At 64.1% G+C, this 23,713-nt stretch carries 17 protein-coding genes; 10 read left to right on the top strand and 7 right to left on the bottom strand.

Annotated features, from left to right (window positions below; translation table 11 throughout):
- Window positions 1-274: 274 nt before the first annotated feature.
- The 3 genes from glpK to CWO91_RS33410 all read left to right on the top strand — a co-directional run bounded on the left by glpK (window position 275) and on the right by CWO91_RS33410 (window position 3,600).
- On the top strand, window positions 275-1,780 hold the full coding sequence (gene glpK / locus CWO91_RS33430; protein WP_130219782.1) for a glycerol kinase GlpK: 1,506 nt from the start codon (window positions 275-277) through the stop codon (window positions 1,778-1,780).
- A gap of 200 nt (window positions 1,781-1,980) precedes the next feature.
- Window positions 1,981-2,574 (top strand): GNAT family N-acetyltransferase, encoded by a 594-nt coding sequence (locus CWO91_RS33420; protein ID WP_130219780.1) that lies wholly within the window; start codon window positions 1,981-1,983, stop codon window positions 2,572-2,574.
- Between the two features lie 396 nt (window positions 2,575-2,970).
- The gene (locus CWO91_RS33410) at window positions 2,971-3,600 is read left to right on the top strand and encodes a glutathione S-transferase family protein (RefSeq protein WP_130219778.1); all 630 of its coding nucleotides are present in this window, start codon (window positions 2,971-2,973) and stop codon (window positions 3,598-3,600) included.
- Between the two features lie 15 nt (window positions 3,601-3,615).
- Here CWO91_RS33410 and CWO91_RS33405 read toward each other — a convergent pair whose 3' ends face one another.
- From CWO91_RS33405 to metF, 3 genes are all read right to left on the bottom strand, one after another.
- Window positions 3,616-4,512, bottom strand: coding sequence for a hypothetical protein (locus CWO91_RS33405; protein WP_245471455.1), 897 nt, complete (start codon window positions 4,510-4,512; stop codon window positions 3,616-3,618).
- 534 nt (window positions 4,513-5,046) lie between these two features.
- Window positions 5,047-8,901, bottom strand: a complete 3,855-nt coding sequence (gene metH / locus CWO91_RS33400) for a methionine synthase (protein WP_130219776.1) — start codon at window positions 8,899-8,901, stop codon at window positions 5,047-5,049.
- Between the two features lie 6 nt (window positions 8,902-8,907).
- Entirely contained in the window at window positions 8,908-9,828 is a 921-nt protein-coding gene (metF, locus tag CWO91_RS33395; protein ID WP_165405895.1) for a methylenetetrahydrofolate reductase [NAD(P)H], read from the bottom strand.
- A gap of 373 nt (window positions 9,829-10,201) precedes the next feature.
- Here metF and CWO91_RS33390 point away from each other — a divergent pair, with 373 nt between their 5' ends.
- Window positions 10,202-11,218 carry an LLM class flavin-dependent oxidoreductase gene (locus CWO91_RS33390; RefSeq protein WP_130219774.1) on the top strand — a complete coding sequence of 339 codons (1,017 nt, stop codon included), beginning with the start codon at window positions 10,202-10,204 and terminating at the stop codon, window positions 11,216-11,218.
- A 118-nt stretch (window positions 11,219-11,336) separates the two neighbouring features.
- Here the strand turns inward: CWO91_RS33390 and CWO91_RS33385 are convergent, their stop codons facing one another.
- Both CWO91_RS33385 and CWO91_RS33380 read right to left on the bottom strand, forming a co-directional pair.
- Window positions 11,337-12,194: a prephenate dehydratase gene (locus CWO91_RS33385; RefSeq protein ID WP_130219773.1), complete on the bottom strand. Its 858-nt coding sequence runs from the start codon at window positions 12,192-12,194 to the stop codon at window positions 11,337-11,339.
- Between the two features lie 21 nt (window positions 12,195-12,215).
- The gene (locus tag CWO91_RS33380; RefSeq protein ID WP_130219772.1) at window positions 12,216-12,956 is read right to left on the bottom strand and encodes a 3-deoxy-manno-octulosonate cytidylyltransferase; all 741 of its coding nucleotides are present in this window, start codon (window positions 12,954-12,956) and stop codon (window positions 12,216-12,218) included.
- Window positions 12,957-13,175: 219 nt separating this feature from the next.
- Between CWO91_RS33380 and CWO91_RS33375 the strand changes: the two genes are divergently transcribed.
- From CWO91_RS33375 to CWO91_RS33350, 6 genes are all read left to right on the top strand, one after another.
- A complete protein-coding gene (locus tag CWO91_RS33375) occupies window positions 13,176-13,733 on the top strand; it encodes a c-type cytochrome (RefSeq protein WP_130219771.1) in 558 nt (185 codons plus the stop codon).
- A gap of 212 nt (window positions 13,734-13,945) precedes the next feature.
- On the top strand, window positions 13,946-15,841 hold the full coding sequence (locus CWO91_RS33370) for an extracellular solute-binding protein (protein ID WP_208753101.1): 1,896 nt from the start codon (window positions 13,946-13,948) through the stop codon (window positions 15,839-15,841).
- Between the two features lie 14 nt (window positions 15,842-15,855).
- On the top strand, window positions 15,856-17,730 hold the full coding sequence (locus CWO91_RS33365) for an extracellular solute-binding protein (RefSeq protein ID WP_130219770.1): 1,875 nt from the start codon (window positions 15,856-15,858) through the stop codon (window positions 17,728-17,730).
- Between the two features lie 2 nt (window positions 17,731-17,732).
- Window positions 17,733-18,842, top strand: coding sequence for a microcin C ABC transporter permease YejB (locus CWO91_RS33360; RefSeq protein ID WP_130219769.1), 1,110 nt, complete (start codon window positions 17,733-17,735; stop codon window positions 18,840-18,842).
- A complete protein-coding gene (locus tag CWO91_RS33355; RefSeq protein ID WP_130219768.1) occupies window positions 18,842-20,020 on the top strand; it encodes an ABC transporter permease in 1,179 nt (392 codons plus the stop codon). Before CWO91_RS33360 ends, CWO91_RS33355 begins: the two co-directional genes overlap by 1 nt.
- A 4-nt stretch (window positions 20,021-20,024) precedes the next feature.
- Window positions 20,025-21,662 carry an ABC transporter ATP-binding protein gene (locus tag CWO91_RS33350; protein ID WP_165405894.1) on the top strand — a complete coding sequence of 546 codons (1,638 nt, stop codon included), beginning with the start codon at window positions 20,025-20,027 and terminating at the stop codon, window positions 21,660-21,662.
- Window positions 21,663-21,668: 6 nt separating this feature from the next.
- Here the strand turns inward: CWO91_RS33350 and CWO91_RS33345 are convergent, their stop codons facing one another.
- On the bottom strand, window positions 21,669-22,511 hold the full coding sequence (locus CWO91_RS33345) for a C40 family peptidase (RefSeq protein ID WP_130219767.1): 843 nt from the start codon (window positions 22,509-22,511) through the stop codon (window positions 21,669-21,671).
- A partial coding sequence (locus CWO91_RS33340) for a leucyl aminopeptidase family protein (protein WP_130219766.1) occupies window positions 22,504-23,713 on the bottom strand: 1,210 nt, incomplete at its 5' end. The genes CWO91_RS33340 and CWO91_RS33345, both read right to left, overlap by 8 nt.

Genomic DNA, 23,713 nt, shown 5'->3' with positions numbered 1-23,713 from the left:
CCCATACCGCGTGATCTTTCGGTGGGGATGAAGTGCGAGTCCCGGACTACTAACCTTCGCCAAATTTATCCCTGTGGTTATGGGTCCCGGCCTTCGCCGGGACGACGCCGGGGAGAGATCGGCCCATTGCTTTGGCATTCGACGCTTCGCCGGGAGGACGGCAAGGTTTGGGGCGCGGAGAGATATTGACCTTCCGCCTCCAATCCGCTCCCTTTGGCGCGACACAATGATCCCTTCCTAGGGAAACGCCAAGAAAACGCCAGGGTAAGCCGCCATGTCTTTCGTCCTCGCCATCGACCAGGGCACCACCTCCTCGCGCGCGATCGTGTTTCGCGGCGACATTTCCATCGCGGCCAAGGCGCAAGCCGAATTCCCGCAGCATTTTCCGGCCTCGGGCTGGGTCGAGCACGAGCCCGAAGACATCTGGACCTCGACCGTGATGGTGTGCCGCGAGGCGATCGAGCAGGCCGGCATCAGCGCAAAGGACATCGCCGCGATCGGCATCACCAACCAGCGCGAGACAACCGTGGTGTGGGACCGCGCCACCGGGCAGGCCGTGCACCGCGCCATCGTCTGGCAGGACCGCCGCACCGCCGACATCTGCGCCAAGCTGAAGGCCGACGGCCACGAGCCCGTGATCTCGCAGAAGACCGGCCTGATCATCGATCCCTATTTTTCCGGCACCAAGGTGGCCTGGATCCTCGACCACGTCCCCGGCGCGCGGGCGCGCGCCGCCCGCGGCGAATTGATGTTCGGCACCGTCGATTGCTATCTGCTGTGGCGCCTCACCGGCGGCAAGGTCCACGCCACCGACGCCACCAACGCCTCGCGCACGCTGCTGTTCAACATCCACACCGGGCAGTGGGACGACGAGCTCTTGGAGATCATCGGCGTGCCGCGCTCGATGCTGCCCGAGGTGAAGGATTCTTCCGCGCGCTTCGGCGAGAGCACGCCGGACCTGTTCGGCGGTGCCATCGCAATCTCCGGCATCGCCGGCGACCAGCAGGCCGCGACCATCGGCCAGGCCTGCTTCCGCCCGGGCATGATGAAGTCGACCTACGGCACCGGCTGCTTCGCGCTGCTCAACACCGGCACCACGCCCGTGGTGTCGAAAAACAAGCTGCTCACCACTGTCGCCTATCAGCTCGATGGCAAGCGCACTTACGCGCTGGAAGGCTCGATCTTCGTCGCAGGCTCGGCGGTGCAGTGGCTGCGCGACGGCCTCGGCATCATCAAGCACGCGGCCGAGACCGGTCCGCTCGCCGATCAGTCCGATTCCATGCAGAGCGTCTATCTCGTGCCTGCGTTCGTCGGCATGGGCGCACCCTATTGGAATCCGCGCGTGCGCGGCGCGCTGTTCGGCCTCACCCGCAACACCGGCCCCGCCGAGCTCGCCCACGCTGCCCTCGAAAGCGTTTGCTACCAGACTTTCGACCTCTGGGCCGCGATGCGCGCAGACTGGCCGAGTTCGGAAACGGCCAGCGTCGTGCTCCGCGTCGACGGCGGCATGACCGCCTCCGACTGGACCATGCAGCGCCTCGCCGATCTCCTCGACGCCCCCGTCGACCGTCCCGTGATCCAGGAGACGACGGCGTTAGGGGCCGCCTATCTCGCCGGCCTCCAGGCGAGCGTCTATCCCGAGCCGACAAAGTTCGCCGACAACTGGCGCCTCGAGCACCGCTTCAAGCCGAACATGAGTCAGGCGACGCGGGAGAGGAAGCTGGCTGGATGGGCAAGGGCGGTGAAGGGCGTGCTGGCGAGTGATGAGGGGGAGGGGTAGCGGCCTCTCTCTCCGAGTCGTCCCGGCGAAAGCCGGGACCCATACCGCGAGGTCTAATCGATGGCACGCGGAGCCAATCCCGAACGACCAATCTTCGCCAAACCACTCCCTGTGGTTATGGGTCCCGGCCTCCGCCGGGACGACGATGGAGTGTGTGGCGCCAGCTCGGGGGCGCTCGCGATGAAACGGAGTAACGAAGGATGATCCTCCCCGACGGCTATTCCGATGTTTCCGCCGGCAAGATCGCCGCCGTCGTCACACATTTGGAAATGACCGCACCTCCCGCGCGCCGCGACGATCCGCCAGGCGCCTGGACCCTGCGCAAGGTCGACACGCCCGCGCTTCATTGGTACCGCGATCTCTTCCGCCGCGTCGGCGAGGGTTGGTTGTGGTTCTCGCGGGCTCGCATGAACGATACGGAGCTTGCCGCGGTCATCCACGCCTCGGGCATCGAGGTCTACGCACTCGTCTTGGACGGCTGCGATGAAGGCTTGCTGGAGCTGGATTTCCGCGAGCCCGGCCAGTGCGAGCTGACCTATTTCGGCGTCACCACACCCTTGATCGGCACTGGCGCCGCCCGCTTCCTGATGAACCGCGCGCTGGACCTCGCGTGGTCACGTGAGCTGCGCCGCGTCTGGGTGCACACCTGCACCCTGGACCATCCGTCGGCCGTCGCGTTCTACCAACGCTCCGGCTTCTGCCCCTTTCGCCGACAAATCGAGATCGCCGACGATCCGCGCCTCAATGGCACGGCGCCGCGCGATGCTGCGAAGCACGTGCCGATTGTCGAGTAGTCCGTGCCCTGATGGAACGGCTTGTCCGCCGTAGCTCACAGAGCGAAGGCGCGAAGCGCAATCCGGGTTCTTCTCGCGCACGGCTCAATCCTGGCGACACCACTGCCTCGACACCGTCATTGCGAGGAGCTCTTGCGACGAAGCAATCCAGGCTGTCTCCGCGGAAAGATCCTGGATTGCTTCGCTTCGCTCGCAATGACGGAGTATACGCGCCGCCGTCGCTCTTCCAATTTGCCAGATCAATACGCGGCGGCTCCGACTGGTCGGGCGCGCATTGATCTCGCTTTGTTGCGGCCAGCGCAATGCTCTCCTTCCAAGATATTTGTTGCAGCAGGCTCGGATTGGCGATGAATTGGACGGCCCTGCCGTGTCCAATCACTGGGAAGAGCGAGAACCATGTTCCTGATCGGCCAATATGATTCCCCCTTCGTCCGCCGCGTCGCCATCGCGCTGAAGCTTTATGGCCTCGGCTTCGAGCACAAGCCGTGGTCAACCTTCGGCGATGCCGACAGAATCGCGCCGTACAATCCGCTGCGCCGCGTGCCGACGCTGGTGCTCGACGACGGCGAGGCGCTGATCGAGAGCACGATCATCCTGGACTATCTCGACGAACTCGTCGGCGAGGGGAAGGCGATGATGCCGCGCGGCGGCGCCGAGCGGCGGAAGCATTTGCGAATCTGCGCGCTCGCCTCCGGCCTCGGCGACAAGGCGGTGAGCCTGCTCTATGAGCGCGTGCTGCGGAAGGAGCAGCTCGCGCTGTGGGTCGAGCGCTGCCAGGCGCAGATCGCGGACGTGCTGAAGGTGCTGGAGGCCGAGCGCGCCAAGGTGACGACACCGTACTGGTTGGGTGATCGCATCGGCCATGCCGACGTTGCAGTCGCGTGCGTCGTCCGCTTCACCCGCGAGGCGCACCCGCAGCTGTTCGACACAGCGCGCTATCCGGCGCTGTCAGCGCATGCCGAGCGCTGCGAGGCACTGGCGCCGTTCAAGGAGATCGTGCAACCGCTGGCGCCGCCGAAGGGTTGACGCGCGGCGTCGATCCTACTCCCGCGTACAGGGTTTAGGCTTGCCGGTGGGAGAATCCAGAAGGATAGGATATGGCAACAGCCTTATGCCGAAGAACAGTTGCGAGCCGGCCACCTTGTCGTCGGCTCCCTGGTGTGCATCGAGGTCAAGCTTGGCTGCGATCTCGGATGTCAGCTTGGCCCGTTCCTCCATCGAAACCTTGTTGTGATATTTGATCTCGTAGACGACGTCGGCCTCGAGGACGGACCGGGTCTGGCACACGACGCCGCCGCTCGAAATGTTCTGAGTGACCGCGTCCGCGCATTCGGCCTTCAGCAACGCATTGCGCGTCGACATCAGCGACTCGTCGGAAACAAGCAGAATGTTGGCGTTCTCGAGCTTGAGGTGGATCGAATCGACCTGCTGCATGCCGGCGACGGCGGATAGCTTGTCCCTAACCTGTGCGGACACGTCGAGATTCTTCTCCAGCGATTGCTTCAACTCCCGGTCCACAGTCGGCGATTTCTGGATCTTGCCGGTCAGGAGCGCGGGATCGACATCGCAAGTCGGATGCAACTCCAGCCGGCCGTTGCTCAGATACTCGATCGTGTTGATGGTGCCAGGGCCGCCGAACGTGCTCGGCGGCACTACCTCAAAATATCCGGTCTCGGAGAGGATGGCCGTGATCGTCTGCTTCTTTCGCGGGAATCCCGCCCAGGCTGCGATCATCACCAGCCCCACCGCGACAAAAACTCCGCTAGCAAGCCAAAACGATTTGCGGCCGGCTACTTTCCCGGACAGCACAGCTGATTTCGTTCGCCGCATGGCACGTAGCCTTTCGGACAGCCCGCCGCGGCAATCGTGGGCAGCACGACAAGAGTGATCGCAGCGACGAACAGTGCAATGATGTGTTTCATGTTCGATCCCGAGCAAACCACCGGTTTGAAGGTAGTACGCCGAGAGAGTATCGAATCTAGGTTGAGCGACAAGTGATCCAGTTCACAACCTCCGGTTCCCGCGCGAACACAAGCCGGTGATGCGAGCTGTGGGACTGCAATCCGTCTTGATCGTGTACGAGTGTGCTCAATGCGCGCACGCTAGGACCGCTCGCACTGTGGCGCGAGCGTTGCCAGAAGCCGGATGCGTTCGAGATCGCGCCGCCGCTGGTACGACAATGACGTGACGGGGCTCGCATCGCGAGGTGCGAAACTGGCCCGGCAGGCGATGATGAATTGTTACAGGTGTTTTGCCCGACGGGTCAAGCATGCTGGCGGTCGTGGTCCCGTCGTCGACGATCTCGCTCGGCCCTGCAGTTCCGATAAAAATGGTTCAGACCTTTCAACCCCATCCCTACTGTGCATGGGGTTGTTTTTTCATTTTTTTGGTGATGGTCGGGCGCGCTACTCACCCTGACGTCGTCCCGGCCTAGCGCGCAATTGCGCGCTAGGCCGGGACGACACCGTGCGTCTACCCCGCCCCCGCGCGCTTCTTCTGCCAGACCAGATGCACTGCGCAGGTGCAGCCCGGCGGATGCGAGGCGAGGTCCTTCGGCATCTCGTCGTTCGCCGGTGTTGCCGCGAAGGCCTTGTCGGTCCCCTGCTGCGAGGGAATGTAGTTCAGCACCGGCGCGAGCCAGCGCTCGGCTTCCGCAACGCTCATGCCCTTGCGTGCGGCGTAGTCCTCGACCTGATCGCGCTCGATCTTGCCGACGCCGAAATAATAGCTCGCAGGGTTCGCGAAATAGAGCCCGGACACGGATGAGCCCGGCCACATCGCAAAGCTCTCGGTCAGCTTCACGCCGGCGGTCGCTTCTGCATCGAGCAGCGCGAACAGCGTCGCCTTCTCGGTGTGATCGGGCTGCGCGGGATAGCCGGGCGCGGGGCGGATGCCCTGATACTTCTCGAGGATCAGCTCCTCATTGGTGAGCGTCTCGCCAGGTGCATAAGCCCAGAACTCGCGGCGGACGCGGGCATGCATGCGCTCGGCGAAAGCTTCGGCGAGGCGGTCGGCTAGCGCTTTGCACAGGATCGAGGAGTAGTCGTCATTGGCTTTTCTGAAGCGGTCGGCGACCGCATCCTCGCCGATGCCGGCGGTGACGACGAAGCCGCCGACATAGTCGGCTACGCCCGTGCCGACAGGCGCGACGAAGTCGGCGAGCGCCGCGTTGAAGCGGCCCTCGCGCTTCTCGAGCTGCTGGCGCAGCGTGTGCAGCGTCGCAATGCTCCTGGTCCGGCTTTCATCGGCATAGAGCACGATGTCGTCACCTTGCGCATTCGCCGGCCAGAAGCCGATGGTCGCACGCGCTCGGAACCACTTCTCCTTCACGATGGTGTCGAGCATCTTGCGCGCATCGTCATAGAGCGAGCGCGCGACCTCGCCGACCTTGGCATCGTCGAGGATGGCGGGGAAGCGTCCGGCGAGCTCCCAGGTCTGGAAGAACGGCGTCCAGTCGATGTAAGGCACGAGCTCTGCGATGCCGTAGTCGTCGAAGCTCCTAAAGCCGAGGAAAGTCGGCTTCACCGGCTTGTTCGCGGCGAAATCGACCGGCACGCGGTTGGCGCGGGCATCGGCCAGCTTCAGCCGCTTCTTGTCGGCCTGCGCGCGCAGATGCGCCTCCGAGATCTTGGCGTATTCGGCGCGCACCTCGGCGGCATAGGCCTCGCGCTTCTCCGGCGAGAGCAGCGCGGAGGCAACGCCGACGGCGCGGCTGGCATCGTTGACATGCACGACCGGACCGGCGCGATAGCTCGGGTCGATCTTCACCGCCGTATGCACGCGGCTCGTCGTGGCGCCGCCGATCAAGAGCGGTAACTTCAGGCCTTCGCGCTGCAATTCGCCGGCGAAGAACGCCATCTCGTCGAGCGAAGGCGTGATCAGGCCGGACAGCCCGACGATGTCGGCCTTCTCCGCCTTCACGGTCTCGACGATCTTGGCCGCCGGCACCATCACGCCGAGATCGATGACCTCGAAATTGTTGCACTGGAGCACGATGCCGACGATGTTCTTGCCGATGTCGTGGACGTCGCCCTTGACGGTCGCGAGCACGATCTTGCCGGCGGAGGAGTTCGCGTCCGCACCGATGCCGCTGGCGAGGTTGCGGGCCTTCTCCTCCTCCATGAACGGCATCAGCCAGGCCACCGCCTGCTTCATGACGCGCGCAGACTTCACCACCTGCGGCAAGAACATCTTGCCGTCGCCGAAGAGATCGCCGACCACGTTCATGCCGGCCATCAGCGGGCCCTCGATGACGTCGAGCGGGCGTGAGGAGGCCTTGCGGGCTTCTTCGGTGTCCTGCTCGATGAATTCGGTGATGCCATGGACGAGCGCGTGGCTGAGCCGCTTCTCCACCGGCCATTCGCGCCAGGCGAGATCGGCTTCCTTGCTCTCCGTCTTCTTGCCGCGGAATTTTTCCGCGAGCGCCAGCAGGCGCTCGGATGCGCCGGCATCGCGATTGAGGACGACGTCCTCGCAGGTCTGGCGCAGCTCGGGGTCGATGTCGTCATAGACGATCATCTGACCGGCATTGACGATGCCCATATCCATCCCGGCCTTGATGGCGTGATACAGGAACACCGAGTGCATGGCCTCGCGCACCGGCTCGTTGCCGCGGAATGAGAACGACAGGTTGGAGACGCCGCCCGAGACATGCGCGCCCGGCAGGTTCTGGCGGATCCAGCGCGTCGCCTCGATGAAGTCGACGCCGTAATTGTTGTGCTCCTCGATGCCGGTCGCGATCGCAAAAATGTTGGGATCGAAGATGATGTCCTCAGGCGGGAGGCCGACGCGGTTGACCAGGATGTCGTAGGCGCGCTTGCAGATCTCGGTCTTGCGCGCGAACGTGTCGGCTTGGCCGACCTCGTCGAATGCCATCACCACGACCGCTGCGCCATGGCGGCGGGCGATCTTCGCCTCATGAATGAACTTGTCCTCGCCTTCCTTCATCGAGATCGAATTGACGACCGGCTTGCCCTGCACGCATTTCAGGCCGGCCTCGATCACCGAGAATTTCGAGGAATCGACCATCACCGGGACGCGCGCAATGTCGGGCTCGGCGGCGACGAGGTTGAGGAAGGTCACCATCGCCGCCTCGGAATCGAGCAGGCCCTCGTCCATGTTGACGTCGATGATTTGCGCGCCGTTCTCGACCTGGTCGCGCGCGACCTGCAGCGCGGCGGTGTAATCGCCGGCGGTGATCAGCTTGCGGAAGCGGGCCGATCCGGTGACGTTGGTGCGCTCGCCGACATTGACGAAGGGAATCGCATCCGTCAGCACGAACGGCTCGAGGCCGGAGAGCCGCAAGCGCGGCGCGATCTCCGGCACGATGCGCGGCTTGTGCGGGGCCACCGCAGCGGCGATCGCGGCGATATGATCGGGCGTGGTGCCGCAGCAGCCGCCGACGATGTTGACGAGGCCGTCGCGCGCGAACTCGCCGATCAGGCGCGCCATGTATTCCGGGCTCTCGTCATACTGGCCGAACTCGTTCGGCAGGCCGGCATTGGGGTAGGCACACACGAGCGTGTCGGCGACGCGGCCGATATCGGCGATATGCGCGCGCAGGTCCTCGGCGCCGAGGGCGCAGTTGAAGCCGATGGTAACAGGCTTGGCGTGCCGCACCGAATTCCAGAACGCTTCCGGCATCTGGCCGGAGAGCAGGCGGCCGGACTTGTCGGTGATGGTGCCTGACACCATCACCGGCATGTCGATGCCGCGCTCTTCGGTGATTTCGGCGATCGCATAGAGCGCCGCCTTTGCGTTGAGCGTATCGAAGATGGTCTCGACCAGCAGCAGATCGACGCCGCCGTCGATCAGCCCGCGGATCTGCTCGCCATAGGATTTGCGCAAATCGTCGAAGGTGACGGCGCGGTAGCCGGGATTGGAAACGTCGGGCGAGATCGAGGCGGTGCGGTTGGTCGGGCCGATGGCACCGGCGACGAAGCGCGGCTTGCCGTCCTCGGTCTCGACACGGCGTGCCGCATTGCCCGCAAGGCGGGCGCCTTCACGCGCCATCTCGTAGACGATATCGGTGAGGTCGTAATCGGCCTGTGCGATCGACGTTGTGGAAAAGGTGTTCGTCGCGACGATGTCGGCGCCGGCACGCAAATAGGCGGCGTGGATGTCCTCGATTGCCTGCGGCTGGGTCAGGATCAACAAATCGTTGTTGCCGCGCAGGTCGCGATGAAAAGTCTTGAAGCGCTCGCCGCGGAAGGCGGCCTCGTCGAGCTGTAGATTCTGGATCATCGTGCCCATGGCGCCGTCGAGCACGAGGATGCGTTCGCGCGCGGCATTGAGCAGGGCAGTTCGCTTGAGAGAGGTGACGGTCATCTGATCTTACGCAGCTTTCTGCGCGCTCTTGGCGCGAATGCCGAGCAAATGGCTGATCGCGAACACGAGATCGGCGCGGTTCATGGTGTAGAAGTGGAAGGTGTCGACGCCGTGCTTGGCCAGCTTCTGCACCTGGCCGGCCGCAACGGTTGCGGCCACCAACTTGCGGGTCTCGGCGTCGTCGTCGAGGCCTTCGAATTTCGCGGCGAACCAGTCCGGCACGGTGGTGCCGGCGCGGGTGACGAAGGCTCTCGCCTGCTTGAAATTGTGCATGGGCATGATGCCCGGCACGATCGGGATGTTGATGCCGCGGGCGCGGACGCGGTCGAGGTAGCGGAAGTAGAGATCGTTATCGAAGAACACCTGGGTGATCGCGCGCGTCGCACCCGCATCGACCTTGGCCTTCAGCGTGTCGATATCGGCCTCGAAGTCGCGCGCCTCGGGGTGCTTCTCGGGATAGGCCGACACGCTCACTTCGATGTCGCCGTGCCGCTTCTTGATCCCCGCGACGAGCTCGGCCGAGCTCTGGTAGCCGTCGGGATGGCTGAAGTAGGGCGTGCCGATGCCACCAACGGGATCACCGCGCAAGGCCACGATGTGGCGCACGCCGACCTCGTGATAGCGGTCGACGATCTCGTCGATCTCGCCGCGCGAGGCGCCGACGCAGGTCAGATGCGCCGCGGGCAGCAGCGCGGTCTCTTTCAGGATGCGGGCGATCGTGGAATGGGTGCGCTCGCGGGTCGAGCCGCCGGCGCCGTAGGTCACCGAGACGAATTTCGGGTCGAGCGGAGCGAGCCGGTTGATGGTGTCCCAAAGATTCCGCTCCATCTCCTCGGTCTTGGGCGGAAAGAACTCGAAGGAGATCGCAGGTCGCTTCAGGTGCCCGTCTTGCCCGTTGGCCTTACCAGGCGTCGTCACGTCAGTCATGGCACCACTCACTCCAATTTCAGGCGGCGGCCGGGGTCTGGCTTGGGAGACCTAAAATAGGGCAAAGACCGTTTGGTCGACAGCCCATCTCGGATGGGAAATTGCCCATTGCGATCTCAATAGAAGGAATTTTGTTACAAGGAGCGGTCTTAGTGGGAAGGAGGCTGGCAAGTATAATATATTGATCTAAAATGATTATTTTAGATATCGCCTTTTCGTCGATCCGATTTCGGCGGTGGGCAAATCGAATTTAGTTATACAGAAGTAGCAGTTGTCCCAACTAGAGGTCTCAGCGTGCCCGCCGGTCCGTACACGTCAGGCCTGCGCAGCCTGCCCATTGCCGCTGCACGGCACTCCATTACGTTAACGCGCCATGATCCCGCTTTCAGTCCTCGACCTCTCGGTCGTCACCACCGGCACCAAGCCCGCCGCGGCGCTGCGCAACAGCATCGATCTGGCGTGCCATGTCGACGGGCTCGGCTATGTCCGCTACTGGCTCGCCGAGCATCACAACCTCGCGTCCGTCGCGAGCCCCGCGCCCGACGTGATGATCGGGCAGATCGCGGCGGTGACGAAACACATCCGTGTCGGCTCCGGCGGCGTGATGCTGCCCAACCACGCGCCGCTGGTGGTGGCCGAGCGCTTCAAGATGCTGGAGGCGCTGTTTCCTGGTCGTATCGACCTCGGTCTCGGCCGCGCTCCCGGCACCGACGGCGCCACGGCCTACGCGCTGCGCAGCCGGCTCGATCGCCGCGAGGGCGACGATTTCCTGGAGCGGCTGCACGAACTGATCTTGTGGGAGACCCGCGAATTCCCCGCGGGCCACCCCTACAACAATGTCGTCGCCATGCCCGACGACACCAAGCTGCCGCCGATCTGGCTGCTCGGCTCAAGCGATTATTCTTCGGAACTCGCAGCGCAGGTCGGCATGGGCTTCGCCTTCGCGCATCATTTCGCGTCCCACGACGCGATCGATGCGATGGTGCATTACCGCAACCGCTTCCAGCCCTCGGCCTGGCGCGGCAGCCCCCATGCGATCCTCGCGGTCGCGGCCATCGCGGCCGACACTGATGAGGAGGCCGAAAGGCTCGCCAGCTCCTTCGACCTCAACCGGCTTCGCCGCGACCGCGGCCAATATCTTCCGCTGCCGAGCGTCGAGGAGGCGGTGGCCTATCCCTATACGGATGCCGAGCGCATCTCGATCCTCCGCAACCGCTCGCGCCTGTTCGTCGGCAGCCCGGCAACCGTGCAGAAGAAGCTTCAGCCGCTGATCTATGCGAGCAAGCCGGACGAGCTGATGGTGATCACCGCCGTGTATGACCACGAGGCGCGGAAGAAGTCGTATTCGCTGCTGGCGGAGGCGTTCGGGCTGGCGAAAAGTGCGGCGTAAATCGTGCCCCGGACGCAGCGCAGCATGAAATGATGCGCTGCTGAGCCGGGGCCCATCGCACGTCTGAGTATCGCGGCGCTGGGTCCCGGCTCGCGCTTCGCGCGTCCGGGACACGAAGCTAATCCTGCGCCTCGCTGAACGTCGCGCGGAACGGGTGTCCCGGATACACGCCGACGATGCGGAATTCGCGCGAGAAGAATTTCAGCTCCTCGATCGCGAAGGCGAGGCCCTTGTCGTCGGGATGGCCGTCGACGTCGGCATAGAACTGGGTGGCGAAGAAATTGCCGTCGACCATGTAGCTTTCGAGCTTGGTCATGTTGACGCCGTTGGTGGCAAAGCCGCCGAGCGCCTTGTAGAGCGCGGCCGGCAAATTGCGCACCCGGAAGACGAACGTCGTGACCAGCGGGCCCGACCCTTGCGCGGCCCATTTCGGCTCGCGCGCCAGCACCACGAAGCGCGTGGTGTTGTGGGCCTCGTCCTCGATGTCCTCGGCGAGGATATCGAGCCCATAGATCTTCGCGGCGAGACGCGAGGCGATCGCCGCGACGGTCTTGTCCTTGCGCTCGGAAATGTCGCGGGCGCTGCCGGCAGTGTCCGCGTGCACGATCGGCTTGATGCCGAGCTTGCGGATGATGCGCCGGCACTGGCCGAGCGCATGGACATGGCTCTCGACGCTCTTAATGTCGTCGAGCTTGGTGCCCTTCACGGCCATCAGTTGATGCCGAACCGGCAAGAACCATTCGCCGATGATGAAGAGGCCGGAGGCCGGCAGAAGGTGATGGATATCGGCGACGCGGCCGGCGACCGAATTCTCGATCGGGATCATGCCGAGATCGGCCTCGCCCGACGAGATCACCGAGAGTGCGTCCTCGAAGGTGGCGCAGGGCATCGGCTCGGCGTCGGGATAAGCTTCGACGATGGCGATGTGGGAATTGGCCCCAGGCTCGCCCTGGAATGCGATTTTCAGCTTGCTCATGATCGGCCTTGTAACAGCGGCTCAGGATTTGGAAAGGATACTACGCGCGGTTTCGAGATCAGGCGGCGTGTCCACGCCACGGGGCACGCTGTCGACGATCATGATGTCGATGCGCATGCCGGCTTCCACTGCCCGGAGTTGCTCAAGGCTCTCCTGGCGCTCCAGAGGCGATGGCGGCAGCGACACGAACCGTTCCAGCGCGGCGCGACGGTAGGCGTAAAGGCCGATGTGGTGGTAACGCGGTCCGTTGCCGTATGGGGCTGTGGCGCGGGTGAAATAAAGTGCCCGTAGCCGCCGCGGCCCGATCGGCGAGCCTATCGCTTTCACGACGCTCGGGGCGAGATCCTCCTCTTCGGTGTGGATCTGCGAGGCCAGGGTCACGATATCGACCGCAGGCTCGGCAAAGGGTGGCAGCACCTCGCGGATGGTCTGAGGTGTGATGGTCGGGAAATCGCCCTGCAGATTGATCACGATCTCGGCCTTGCCGTCCGGATCGAGCTTCTGCATGGCCTCGTGGATGCGGTCCGAGCCCGAGGGGTGGTCCGGGCGGGTCATCACCGCCTCGCCGCCATGGGCGGTGACGACCGAGGCAATCTCCGGCGTGTCGGTTGCGACCGCCACCCGGCCGATTGCAGCGGCCTCTGCGCGGCGCAGCACGTGTACGATCATCGGCGATCCCGCGATATCGGCGAGCGGTTTGCCGGGCAGGCGGGTGGCGGCCATGCGGGCCGGGATCAGCACCAGGATGCGGGGATCGATCATTGGGTCAAGGGCCTGGAAACGGGGCGTTTTCCGCGCCGAGAAATGGAGTGGGGACGGGCTGAAAGCCGGGTCGCTTATACGGGTTGCCAGACCCCGGGCAAACCGATATCTCAATGGCAAAACTCGGGGAAACATTAAGGAACGTTTTGATTCTCCCGAGGCTCGTCCTGGCGGCCGCTTGGGCCGCTGTTTCCTTCTTGCGGTGGGGCCTGGCCGGAAATGGACTCTTTCGAACTCAATAAGATTCTCGGTGCCGTGCTCGGCACCTGTCTCGTTCTGCTGGTGACGAGCTTCACCGCCCAGGCGCTATTCTCCCCCAAGATGCCGGAAAAGCCGGGCTTCGAGATCGCGGTCAAGGAAGATGCCAGCCACGGCAAGGAAGGCGGCGGCGCCGCTGCAGCCTCTTCCGAGCCGATCGAAAAGCTGCTCCAGACCGCTTCCGTCGAAAAGGGCGCGGCGGCCGCCAAGAAGTGCGGCGCTTGCCACACATTCGAGAAGGGCGGCCCGAATCGCGTCGGTCCGAACCTCTATGGTGTCGTCGGCGAGAAGAGGGGCGAGGGCCGCGGCGGCTTCAACTTCTCGGCCGCCATGAAGGCCAAGGGCGGCACCTGGACGTTCGATGATCTCAACAAGTTCATCGCCAATCCGAAGGGCTTCGTCCCGGGCACCGCGATGGGCTTCGCCGGTATCCCGAAGGATTCCGAACGCGCCGACGTCATTGCCTATCTGAATTCGCTGTCGGAGCATCCGCAGCCGCTGCCGACGGCATCGAAGTAAGGCGTCAAGACTCCCTCTTGAAATCTGCGGCCAGGCTGAAAAGCCTGGCCGTTTCCATATTCGGCCCACGGAGCCTCGCCGTCGGGGCGTTTGGCCGCACCGGAGCGCCTGCCGAGGCTCCCGAAGATGAGGAAAAAGCAACGTATTCGGTCGAAACCTCGCCTATATTGGGCACTTAAAGGGGTAACCTCCTTCAAGACAGGGATGTTGATTTGGCCATTACCCGACGCGATCTTTTGCTCACCGGCACCGCTGCCGCCGTGCTTCCCGCCCTCGGTTCCACTGCGGGTGTTTCCGTTGTCAGGGCAGGCGAGGCCCGGTCTGCAGGTGAGCTGCCCTGGCGTCATGCGCTGTCGCTGTTCGGCGACATCAAGTACCCCGCCGACTTCAAGCGCTTCGATTATGTCAATCCGGATGCGCCCAAGGGCGGCGTCGCCCGCCTGATCTCGATCGGCACCTTCGATAATTTCAACCTCGCGGTCGCCGGCATCAAGGGCTCCCTCGCTCCAGCCGCGGCGATGATCTACGAAACGCTGATGACCCGGGCGCAGGACGAGGTGGCGACCGAGTACGGCGAACTTGCCGAGGCCGCACAACATCCGGACGATTTCTCCTGGGTGATCTATCGCTTGCGCAAGGAAGCCCGCTGGCATGACGGCAAGCCGGTGACGCCGGACGACGTCATCTTCTCGCTGGAGACATTCAAGCAGCAGAGCCCGATGTACGCGTCCTACTATCGCCACGTGACCAAAGCGGAGAAGGTCGGCGAGCGCGACGTCAAGTTCAGCTTCGACGGGCCGGGCAACCGCGAATTGCCGACCATCGTCGGCGAACTGACCGTGCTGCCGAAGCATTGGTGGGAAGGCACCGATGCGCAGGGCCGCAAGCGCGACGTCGGCGCGACCACGCTGGAGATCCCGCTGGGCTCCGGGCCCTACCGGATCAAGGAATTCGTGGCGGGACGCTCGATCAAGCTGGAGCGGGTGAAAGATCATTGGGGTGCCAATCTCCCCAGCCAGATCGGCACCAACAATTTCGACGAGCTGCGCTTCGAGTTCTTCCGCGACAACATCGTGGCGCTGGAAGCCTTCAAGGCCGACCAGGCCGACTGGATCGCGGAAAACTCCGCCAAACAGTGGGCGACGGCCTATGACTTCCCCGCTGTCGCGGAGAAGCGGGTGATCAAGGAAGAATTTCCGATCAACGATTCCGGCCGCATGCAGGCCTTCGTCGTCAACATCAGGCGTCCCCAGTTCAAGGACGCGCGGGTGCGGCGCGCCTTCAACTATGCCTTCGACTTCGAGGAGATGAACAAGCAGCTCTTCTTCGGTCAGTACAAGCGCATCAACAGCTATTTCGAAGGCACGGAACTTGCCGCGACCGGTCTGCCCCAGGGAGAGGAATTGCAGATCCTCGAAACCGTAAAGGACAAGGTGCCGCCGGAAGTTTTCACCACGCCATACCAGAATCCAGTCGGCGGCACTCCGGAGGCCGTGCGCGCCAATCTGCGCGAAGCGGCAAAGCTGCTGAAAGAGGCCGGTTTCGAAGTGCGCGACCACAAGCTGGTGGACGCCTCGGGCAAGGTCCTGACGGTCGAAATCCTGGTGCAGGATCCCTCATCCGAGCGGATCGCACTGTTCTACAAGCCATCACTGGAGCGGATCGGCGTCAATGCGTCGGTTCGTACGGTCGATGATGCGCAGTACCAGAACCGGCTGCGCAGCTTCGACTTCGACATGATCATCGATCAGTGGGGCGAGTCGCTCTCGCCGGGCAACGAGCAGCGCGAGTTCTGGGGCTCGCAGGCTGCCGACATGCCTGGTGCGCGCAACACCATCGGCATCAAGAACCCTGCCGTGGATGCCTTGATCGAGAAGGTGATCTTCGCCAAGAATCGCGCTGGTCTCGTCGCCGCTACCCATGCGCTCGATCGCGTGCTGCTCTGGAATTTCTACGTGGTGCCTCAGTTCACCTATCCGTTCGCGCGCTATGCACGTTGGGATCGCTTCAGCCACGCCGAGCCAATGCCGAAATATGGGCGGTCCGGCCTGCCGACGCTGTGGTGGTATGACGCCGAGAAAGCGGCGCGGAACGGAAAACGCTCTTGAGGGAGCCTTTGCGCATGGCGCAGCTTTCACGCCGGCATGTGCTTGCCCTGGGTGTCGCCGGCGCACTCGGTGCCGCCTGGCAGCGCGGCGCAACGGCGTCGGAAAGGCCGACCGAGGCCCACGGGATCTCGGCGTTCGGCGATCTCAAATATCCCGCCGATTTCCACCATTTCGATTATGTCAATCCGGGTGCGCCGAAGGGCGGCACGTTTTCGCTCATCCCGTCGGTGAAATCGTACAACCAGTCCTACCAGACCTTCAACTCGCTCAACGCCTTCATCCTCAAGGGTGACGGCGCGCAAGGCATGGACATGACGTTTGCGCCGCTGATGGTGCGGGCAAATGACGAACCGGACGCAATGTACGGGCTCGCCGCCAAATCCGTGCAGATATCGCCGGACCGGCTGGTCTATCGCTTCACGATGCGGCCGGAGGCGAAATTCCACGACGGCACCAAGCTCACCGCCCACGATGCGGCGTTCTCGTTGACGGCGCTGAAGACCAAGGGGCATCCGCTGATCATCGTGCAGATGCGCGACATGGTCAGTGCGGAAGCGATCGACGATGCGACGCTCGTCGTCACCTTCGCCAAGGGGCGCGCACGCGACGTCCCGCTCTATGTCGCGGGCCTGCCGATCTTCTCGAAGACGTATTATGCGTCCCGCTCGTTCGACGAGTCGTCGCTGGAGGTTCCGCTCGGCTCGGGTCCGTACAGGGTCGGCAGGTTCGAGGTCAATCGTTACATCGAGTTCGAGCGGGTGAAGGACTGGTGGGCCGCCGATCTGCCGGTTTGCCGCGGCAGCTACAATTTCGACGTCGTGCGCTACGAGTTCTATCGCGACCGCGACGTCGCCTTCGAGGGGTTTACCGGTAAGAACTATCTCTACCGCGAGGAATTCACCTCGCGCATCTGGGCGACGCGCTACGACTTTCCGGCCGCCAAGGACGGTCGGGTCAAGATGGAGATCGTGCCCGACGATACGCCGTCAGGTGCGCAAGGATGGTTCATCAACACGCGGCGCGATAAATTCAAGGACCCTCGCGTGCGCGAGGCCCTGATCAATGCCTTCGACTTCGAGTGGACCAACAAGACCATCATGTACGGCGCCTATGCCCGTACGGTGTCGCCATTCCAGAACTCGGACCTCATGGCCGGCAACGGGCCTCCGTCGCCGGAAGAGCTGAAGCTGCTGGAGCCGTTCCGCGGCCAGGTTCCCGACGACGTCTTCGCGGCGCCCTTCACGCCGCCAGTCTCCGACGGCTCCGGGCAGGACCGCAGCCTATTGCGCAAGGCGCAGCAATTGCTGAACGAGGCCGGTGTGCCGATCAAGGACGGCAAGCGGGTGCTGCCGAATGGCGAGGTGTTCAGGATCGAGTTCCTGCTGGACGAGCCCTCGTTCCAGCCGCACCATGCGCCCTACATCAAGAACCTGGGGACGCTCGGCATTGAGGCGAGCGTGCGCGTCGTCGATGCCGTGCAGCACAAGGCGCGCCAGGAAGATTTCGACTTCGACATGACGATCCAGCGTTTCAGCATGTCGGCGACGCCGGGCGATGCCATGCGCGCGTTCTTCTCGTCGCAGGTTGCCAACACCAAGGGCTCGTACAATCTCGCGGGCGTCGCCAGCCTGGCGATCGATGCCATGATCGAGAAGATCATGGCGGCCGACAGCCGCGAGGAATTGACGATCGCCTGTCGGGCCTTCGATCGCCTGTTCCGCGCCGGCCGCTATTGGGTGCCGCAATGGTATAACAAGACGCACCGGCTGGCGTATTGGGATCAGTTCAGCCATCCCCAGAAGCTGCCGCGTTACGCCAACGGCGTCGGTGCTCCCGACATCTGGTGGCATGATGGCGCCAAGGCGGCCAAGCTCGAGCAGGCGAAATAATCATGAGCGCCTATATTGCCCGCCGCATCCTCCTGATGGTCCCGACGCTGCTGGGGATCCTCTTCGTGTCCTTCATTGTCGTGCAGTTCGCGCCGGGCGGCCCGGTCGAGCGCGTGATCGCGCAGCTCTCGGGCGCCGACACCGGCGGCAGCTCGCGCATTTCGGGCGGCGGCGATTTCGCGCAACGCGCGCCGGGGCAGTTGGGGGCCGGCGGGGATGCCATCAACTCGAAATATCGCGGCGCGCAGGGCCTCGATCCTGATTTCATCAAGAAACTGGAGGCGCAGTTCGGCTTCGACAAGCCGGCGCCAGAACGCTTTCTCCTGATGGTGTGGAACTTCGCGCGCTTCGATTTCGGCAAGAGCTATTTCCGCGACGTCAGCGTGATCCAGCTGATAAAGGAAAAGCTGCCGGTCTCGATCTCGCTCGGGATCTGGCTGACGTTGATCACCTATCTGATCTCGATCCCGCTCGGCATCCGCAAGGCGGTCAAGGACGGCACGCGCTTCGACACCTGGACGTCGACCGTTCTCGTGCTTGGCTATGCCATTCCCGGCTTCCTGTTCGCTGTCCTTCTCATCATCCTGTTTGCCGGCGGCTCCTTCTTCAACTGGTTCCCGCTGCGCGGACTGACCTCCGACGGCTGGTCGCAGTTTCCCTGGTACTGGAAGATCATCGATTATTTCTGGCATCTGACGCTGCCGCTGATCGCCATGGGGCTCGGCGCGTTCACCACCATGACGTTCCTGACCAAGAACTCGTTCCTGGACGAGATTCGCAAGCAATATGTCATGACGGCGCGCGCCAAGGGATGCAGCGAGGGTCGGGTGCTTTACGGCCATGTCTTCCGCAATGCGATGCTGATCGTGATCGCCGGTTTTCCCGGGACCTTCATCCACGCCTTCTTCTCGGGCTCGCTGCTGATCGAGACCATCTTTTCGCTGGACGGGCTTGGGCTGCTCAGTTTCGAGAGCGTGCTCAACCGCGACTATCCCGTGGTGTTCGGCACGCTCTACATTTTTTCGTTGGTCGGCCTCGTGATCAACCTGATCTCCGATCTGACCTATATGTGGATCGACCCCCGGATCGATTTCGAGGCGCGGGAGGTCTGATGACGATTACCGCGCCGACGCCCATCGAGACCACGACTCAATCACCACTGGGAGAGGTCGTTCCGATCACGCGCAAGTCGTTCGCCCCTTCGCCGCTCAACAGGCGGCGCTGGCAGAACTTCAGGGCGAACCGCCGCGGCTATTGGTCGTTCTGGATCTTCATTATTCTGTTCGTGGTCTCGCTGTTCGCCGAGCTGATCGCCAACGACCGGCCTTTCCTGATCAAATTCGACGGCCGGCTCTATTGGCCGGCCTTCGTGACTTACTCGGAGACCACCTTTGGCGGCGATTTCGAGACGGCGGCCGACTACCGCGACCCCTATTTGCAGAAGCTGATCAAGGACAAGGGCGGCAGCATCGTCTGGCCGCTGATCCGCTATTCCTACGACACCCACAATCTCGACCTGCCGACGCCGGCGCCGTCGCCGCCGACCTGGATGCTGACCGAAAAGCAATGCAAGCCGGTGGTGGAGAAGAAGGGGCTGAAGAGCTGCCGCGACCTCGAATACAATTGGCTCGGCACCGACGATCAGGGGCGCGATGTGGTCGCGCGCCTGATCTACGGCTTCCGCATCTCGGTGCTGTTCGGCCTGTGCCTCACCATCGTCTCATCCGTCATCGGCATCGCGGCGGGGGCGGTGCAGGGCTATTTCGGCGGTCGGGTCGATCTCATCTTCCAGCGTTTCATCGAGATCTGGACAGCCATTCCCTCGCTCTACCTTCTCCTGATCCTGTCCTCGGTGCTCGTGCCCGGCTTCTTCGTGCTGCTGGGCATCCTGTTGCTGTTCTCCTGGGTCTCGCTGGTCGGTCTCGTGCGGGCCGAGTTCCTGCGTGGGCGCAACTTCGAATACATTCAGGCGGCGCGGGCGCTCGGCGTCTCCAATCCGGTCATCATGTTCCGCCACCTGCTGCCGAACGCCATGGTCGCGACCATGACGTTCCTGCCCTTCATCGTGTCGAGCTCGGTGATGACGCTGACGGCGCTCGATTTCCTGGGCTTCGGCCTGCCGCCGGGATCGCCCTCGCTGGGCGAATTGCTGTCGCAGGCGAAAGCCAACGTGCAGGCACCTTGGCTCGGCTTCTCCGGTTTCTTCTCGGTCGCGATCATGCTGTCGCTCTTGATCTTCATCGGCGAAGCCGTGCGCGACGCCTTCGATCCGCGCAAGACGTTCAGGTAGACCAATGGACGCGATCAACCAGCCCCTGCTTGCCGTGCGCGACCTCTCGGTGGCCTTCCACCAGGGCGGCGCCACCACGCTCGCGGTCGACAAGATCTCATTCCAGATCAAGCGCGGCGAATGCGTCGCGCTGGTCGGCGAATCCGGCTCCGGAAAATCGGTCAGCGCACTCTCGATCCTGAAGCTCCTACCCTATCCGAACGCCTCGCATCCCTCGGGCAGCATCCGCTTCAAGGGCCAGGAGCTGATCGATCAATCCGAGCAGCAGATGCGGGAGGTCCGCGGCAGCGACATTTCCATCATCTTCCAGGAGCCGATGACCTCGCTCAATCCGCTGCATACGATCGAGGCGCAGATCGGCGAGATCATCCAGCTGCACAACCCGACCAGCAATCCCGAGGCGCGCAGGCGGACGCTCGAATTGCTGACGCAAGTCGGCATTCCCGAGCCCGAGACGCGGCTGAAGAGCTATCCGCACCAGCTCTCCGGCGGCCAGCGCCAGCGCGTGATGATCGCGATGGCGCTCGCCAACGAGCCGGACCTCTTGATCGCGGACGAGCCGACCACGGCGCTCGACGTCACCGTGCAGGCGCAGATCCTGGCGCTGCTCGCCGAGATCCGTTCGCGGCTCGGCATGAGCCTGCTCTTCATCACCCACGATCTCGGCATCGTGCGCCGCATCGCCGACACCGTCTGCGTCATGAAGGGCGGCGTGATCGTCGAGCATGGGCCGGTCGAGCAGGTCTTCAAGAGCCCGAAACATCCCTATACGCGCGACCTGCTCGCGGCCGAGCCGAAGCCCGATCCGGCCCCGCCGCAGCCGGGCGCGCCGGTGGTGATGTCGGCCAATGAGCTGAAGGTCTGGTTCCCGATCAAGCGCGGCTTGATGCGCAAGACGGTCGGCCACATCAAGGCGGTCGACGGCGTCAGCGTTGCCGTGCGCAAGGGCGAGACCCTCGGCGTCGTCGGCGAATCAGGCTCAGGCAAGACCACGCTGGGGCTCGCACTGCTGCGGCTGATCTCTTCGAACGGACGCATCGTGTTCCTGGGCAAGGACATCCAGGGCCTGCGCTTCAAGGAGATGCGGCCCTTCCGGCGCGACATGCAGATCGTGTTCCAGGATCCGTTCGGTTCGCTCAGCCCGCGCATGTCGGTCGCCGACATCATCGCCGAAGGCCTCTCCGTACATCAGCCGAATCTCTCGCGCGAGGAGCGCGAGGCGCGCGTCGTCAAGGCGCTCGAGGATGTCGGGCTCAACCCAGAGACTCGCTTCCGCTATCCCCACGAATTCTCCGGCGGCCAGCGCCAGCGCATCAGCATCGCGCGCGCGGTGGTGCTGGAGCCGGATTTCGTCGTGCTGGACGAGCCGACCAGCGCGCTCGACATGCTGTTCCAGGCGCAGATGGTCGATCTGTTGCGCGAGCTCCAGCGCAAGCGCGACCTCACCTACATGTTCATCTCGCACGATTTGCGCGTTGTCGCCTCGCTCGCCAGCCATCTCATCGTGATGCGCAGCGGCAAGGTGGTCGAGGAGGGACAGGCGGCCGAGCTCTTCAAGAACCCGAAGACGGATTATACCCGCGCGCTGTTCGCCGCGGCGTTCCGGCTGGAGACGGCCGGGAACGGGGCGGTCGCGACGTAGCGTCCGTCAGAGCCGCTTGATCGCGGCGACCTCGCTGCCGGCCTGCCTGATCCGCGCGAGCGCCGGCTCGATCGGCTCGATCACGGTCGCCATGTGATGCGCATTGGCGTGAACCATGGAGCCGGCGTCGCGGACGATGGCGACATGGCCCTTCCAGAAGATCAGATCGCCGTGCAGCAAGCTGCCCCGCTCGTGCGGCTCCAGCGCGCGGCCGAGGCCGGCCTGCTGCATGTCGCTGTCGCGCGGGCAGCCGATGCCGGCAGCAGTCAGCGAGACCTGCACCAAGCCCGAGCAATCCATGCCAAGACTGCTCTTGCCGCCCCAGAGATAGGGCGTGCCGGCGAAGCGCTCGGCGACGGCGACGAAATCCGGCTCGCGATGATCGAGCGGGGCGAGATGCGTTTTCGGTAAGAACGTTCCTTCGCGCGTCACCGCGAAGGCCCCGTCCTCGCGCACGATCGTGAGCTTTGATCCCAGCACCAGCGTATCCGCCGGCGGCAATTTGATCGAGGGGCCGGGGAAGGCAAATGTTCGCAGCGCGCTGACCACGTGGGTCGGGGCGGCCGCGGGCTTCATGAGGGCTGCATCCGGCAGCCAGCCGACATAGCCGTCGCCGTTGAGCTGGCCCCAGGCCCAGCCTTCGCCGTTGCGGTCGTAGATGGTGACGCGCTCGCCGCGCAGCGCCTCGGTCATCAGCATCGCGTTCGACGATGGCTGCTCGCGCACCGGCGCGATCGCCTCGACCACCTCGAATTCCTCGCCGGTGACGAAGCGATCCGCCTCAACCCTGCCTTCGAGATATTTCGCGGCGATGTCGCCCCGCGCCGGCGTCAGCCGCGGGTCATGCATAGCGTTCGCTCAAGAGTGCGTAGATGGCGCGCGCGGCCTGGCACTCGCCGCCTTCGGGCCGCGCCGGCTTCGCCGACGGCGTCCAGCCATAGATGTCGACATGCAGCCAGCTCTTGGCGTGCTCGACGAAGCGTTGCAGGAACAGCGCGCAGGTGATCGAGCCGGCGAAGCCGCCGGACGGCGCGTTGGTGATGGTCGCCGTCTTGGAGTCCAGCCAGGCATCGTAAGGCGGCCACAGCGGCATGCGCCACAACGGATCGTTCTCCTTCACCCCGCAACGCGCGACGTCGGCGGCCAGCGTCTCATCATTGGTGTAAAAGGGCGGTAAATCCGGCCCCAGCGCAACGCGCGCCGCGCCGGTCAGCGTCCCCAGGTCGATCAGCAGCTCCGGTTTCTCCTCATCGGCCAGCGCCAGCGCATCGGCAAGCACGAGCCGGCCTTCCGCGTCGGTATTGCCGATCTCGACCGTGATGCCCTTGCGCGAGGTGAAGATGTCGAGCGGGCGGAAGGCATTGCCGGCGACCGCGTTTTCCACGGCCGGAATCAGCACGCGTAGCCGCACCTTCAGCTTCGCATCCATCACCATGCGCGCCAGCGCCAACACGTTGGCGGCGCCGCCCATGTCCTTCTTCATGATCAGCATGCCGCTCGACGGCTTCAGGTCGAGACCGCCGGTGTCGAAGCAGACGCCCTTGCCGACCAGCGTCACCTTGGGATGAGCCGGATCGCCCCAGCCGATGTCGATCAGCCGCGGCGCGCGGCTGGAGGCCATGCCGACGGCGTGGATCAGCGGAAAATTCGTCTTCAGATCGTCACCGATGGTGCAGGCGAAGCTTGCGCCGAATTCGGCGGCGAGGGCTTGCGCGGCTGCGGCGAGCTGCTCCGGTCCCATGTCGTTGGCCGGTGTGTTGATGAGATCGCGCGCCAGCATCGCCGCATCTGCCATGCGATCGATTTCGGTCACCTCGACGCCATCCGGCGGCACCAGCCGGACGTCGGGCCTGTCAGCCTTGCGGTAGCGGGCAAAGCGGTAGCTGCCGAGCGCGAAGGCGAGCGCCGCCAGCCGTGCATCGTGCGGTGCATTGGCAAAACGATAGGTGCCCGGCGGCAGCAGGCCGGGCAGGGCGCCCGGCCGGAACAGGTCGCGCGATCTGGCGCCCTCGTCCTCGAGGCCGAACAGCACCTGTGCAATTGCGCCATCC

The organism is Bradyrhizobium genosp. SA-3, assembly GCF_004212635.1.
GTDB lineage: Bacteria > Pseudomonadota > Alphaproteobacteria > Rhizobiales > Xanthobacteraceae > Bradyrhizobium.
The sequence above is the reverse complement of the archived record's forward strand: the minus strand, read 5'-3'. Positions and strand labels throughout refer to the sequence as shown.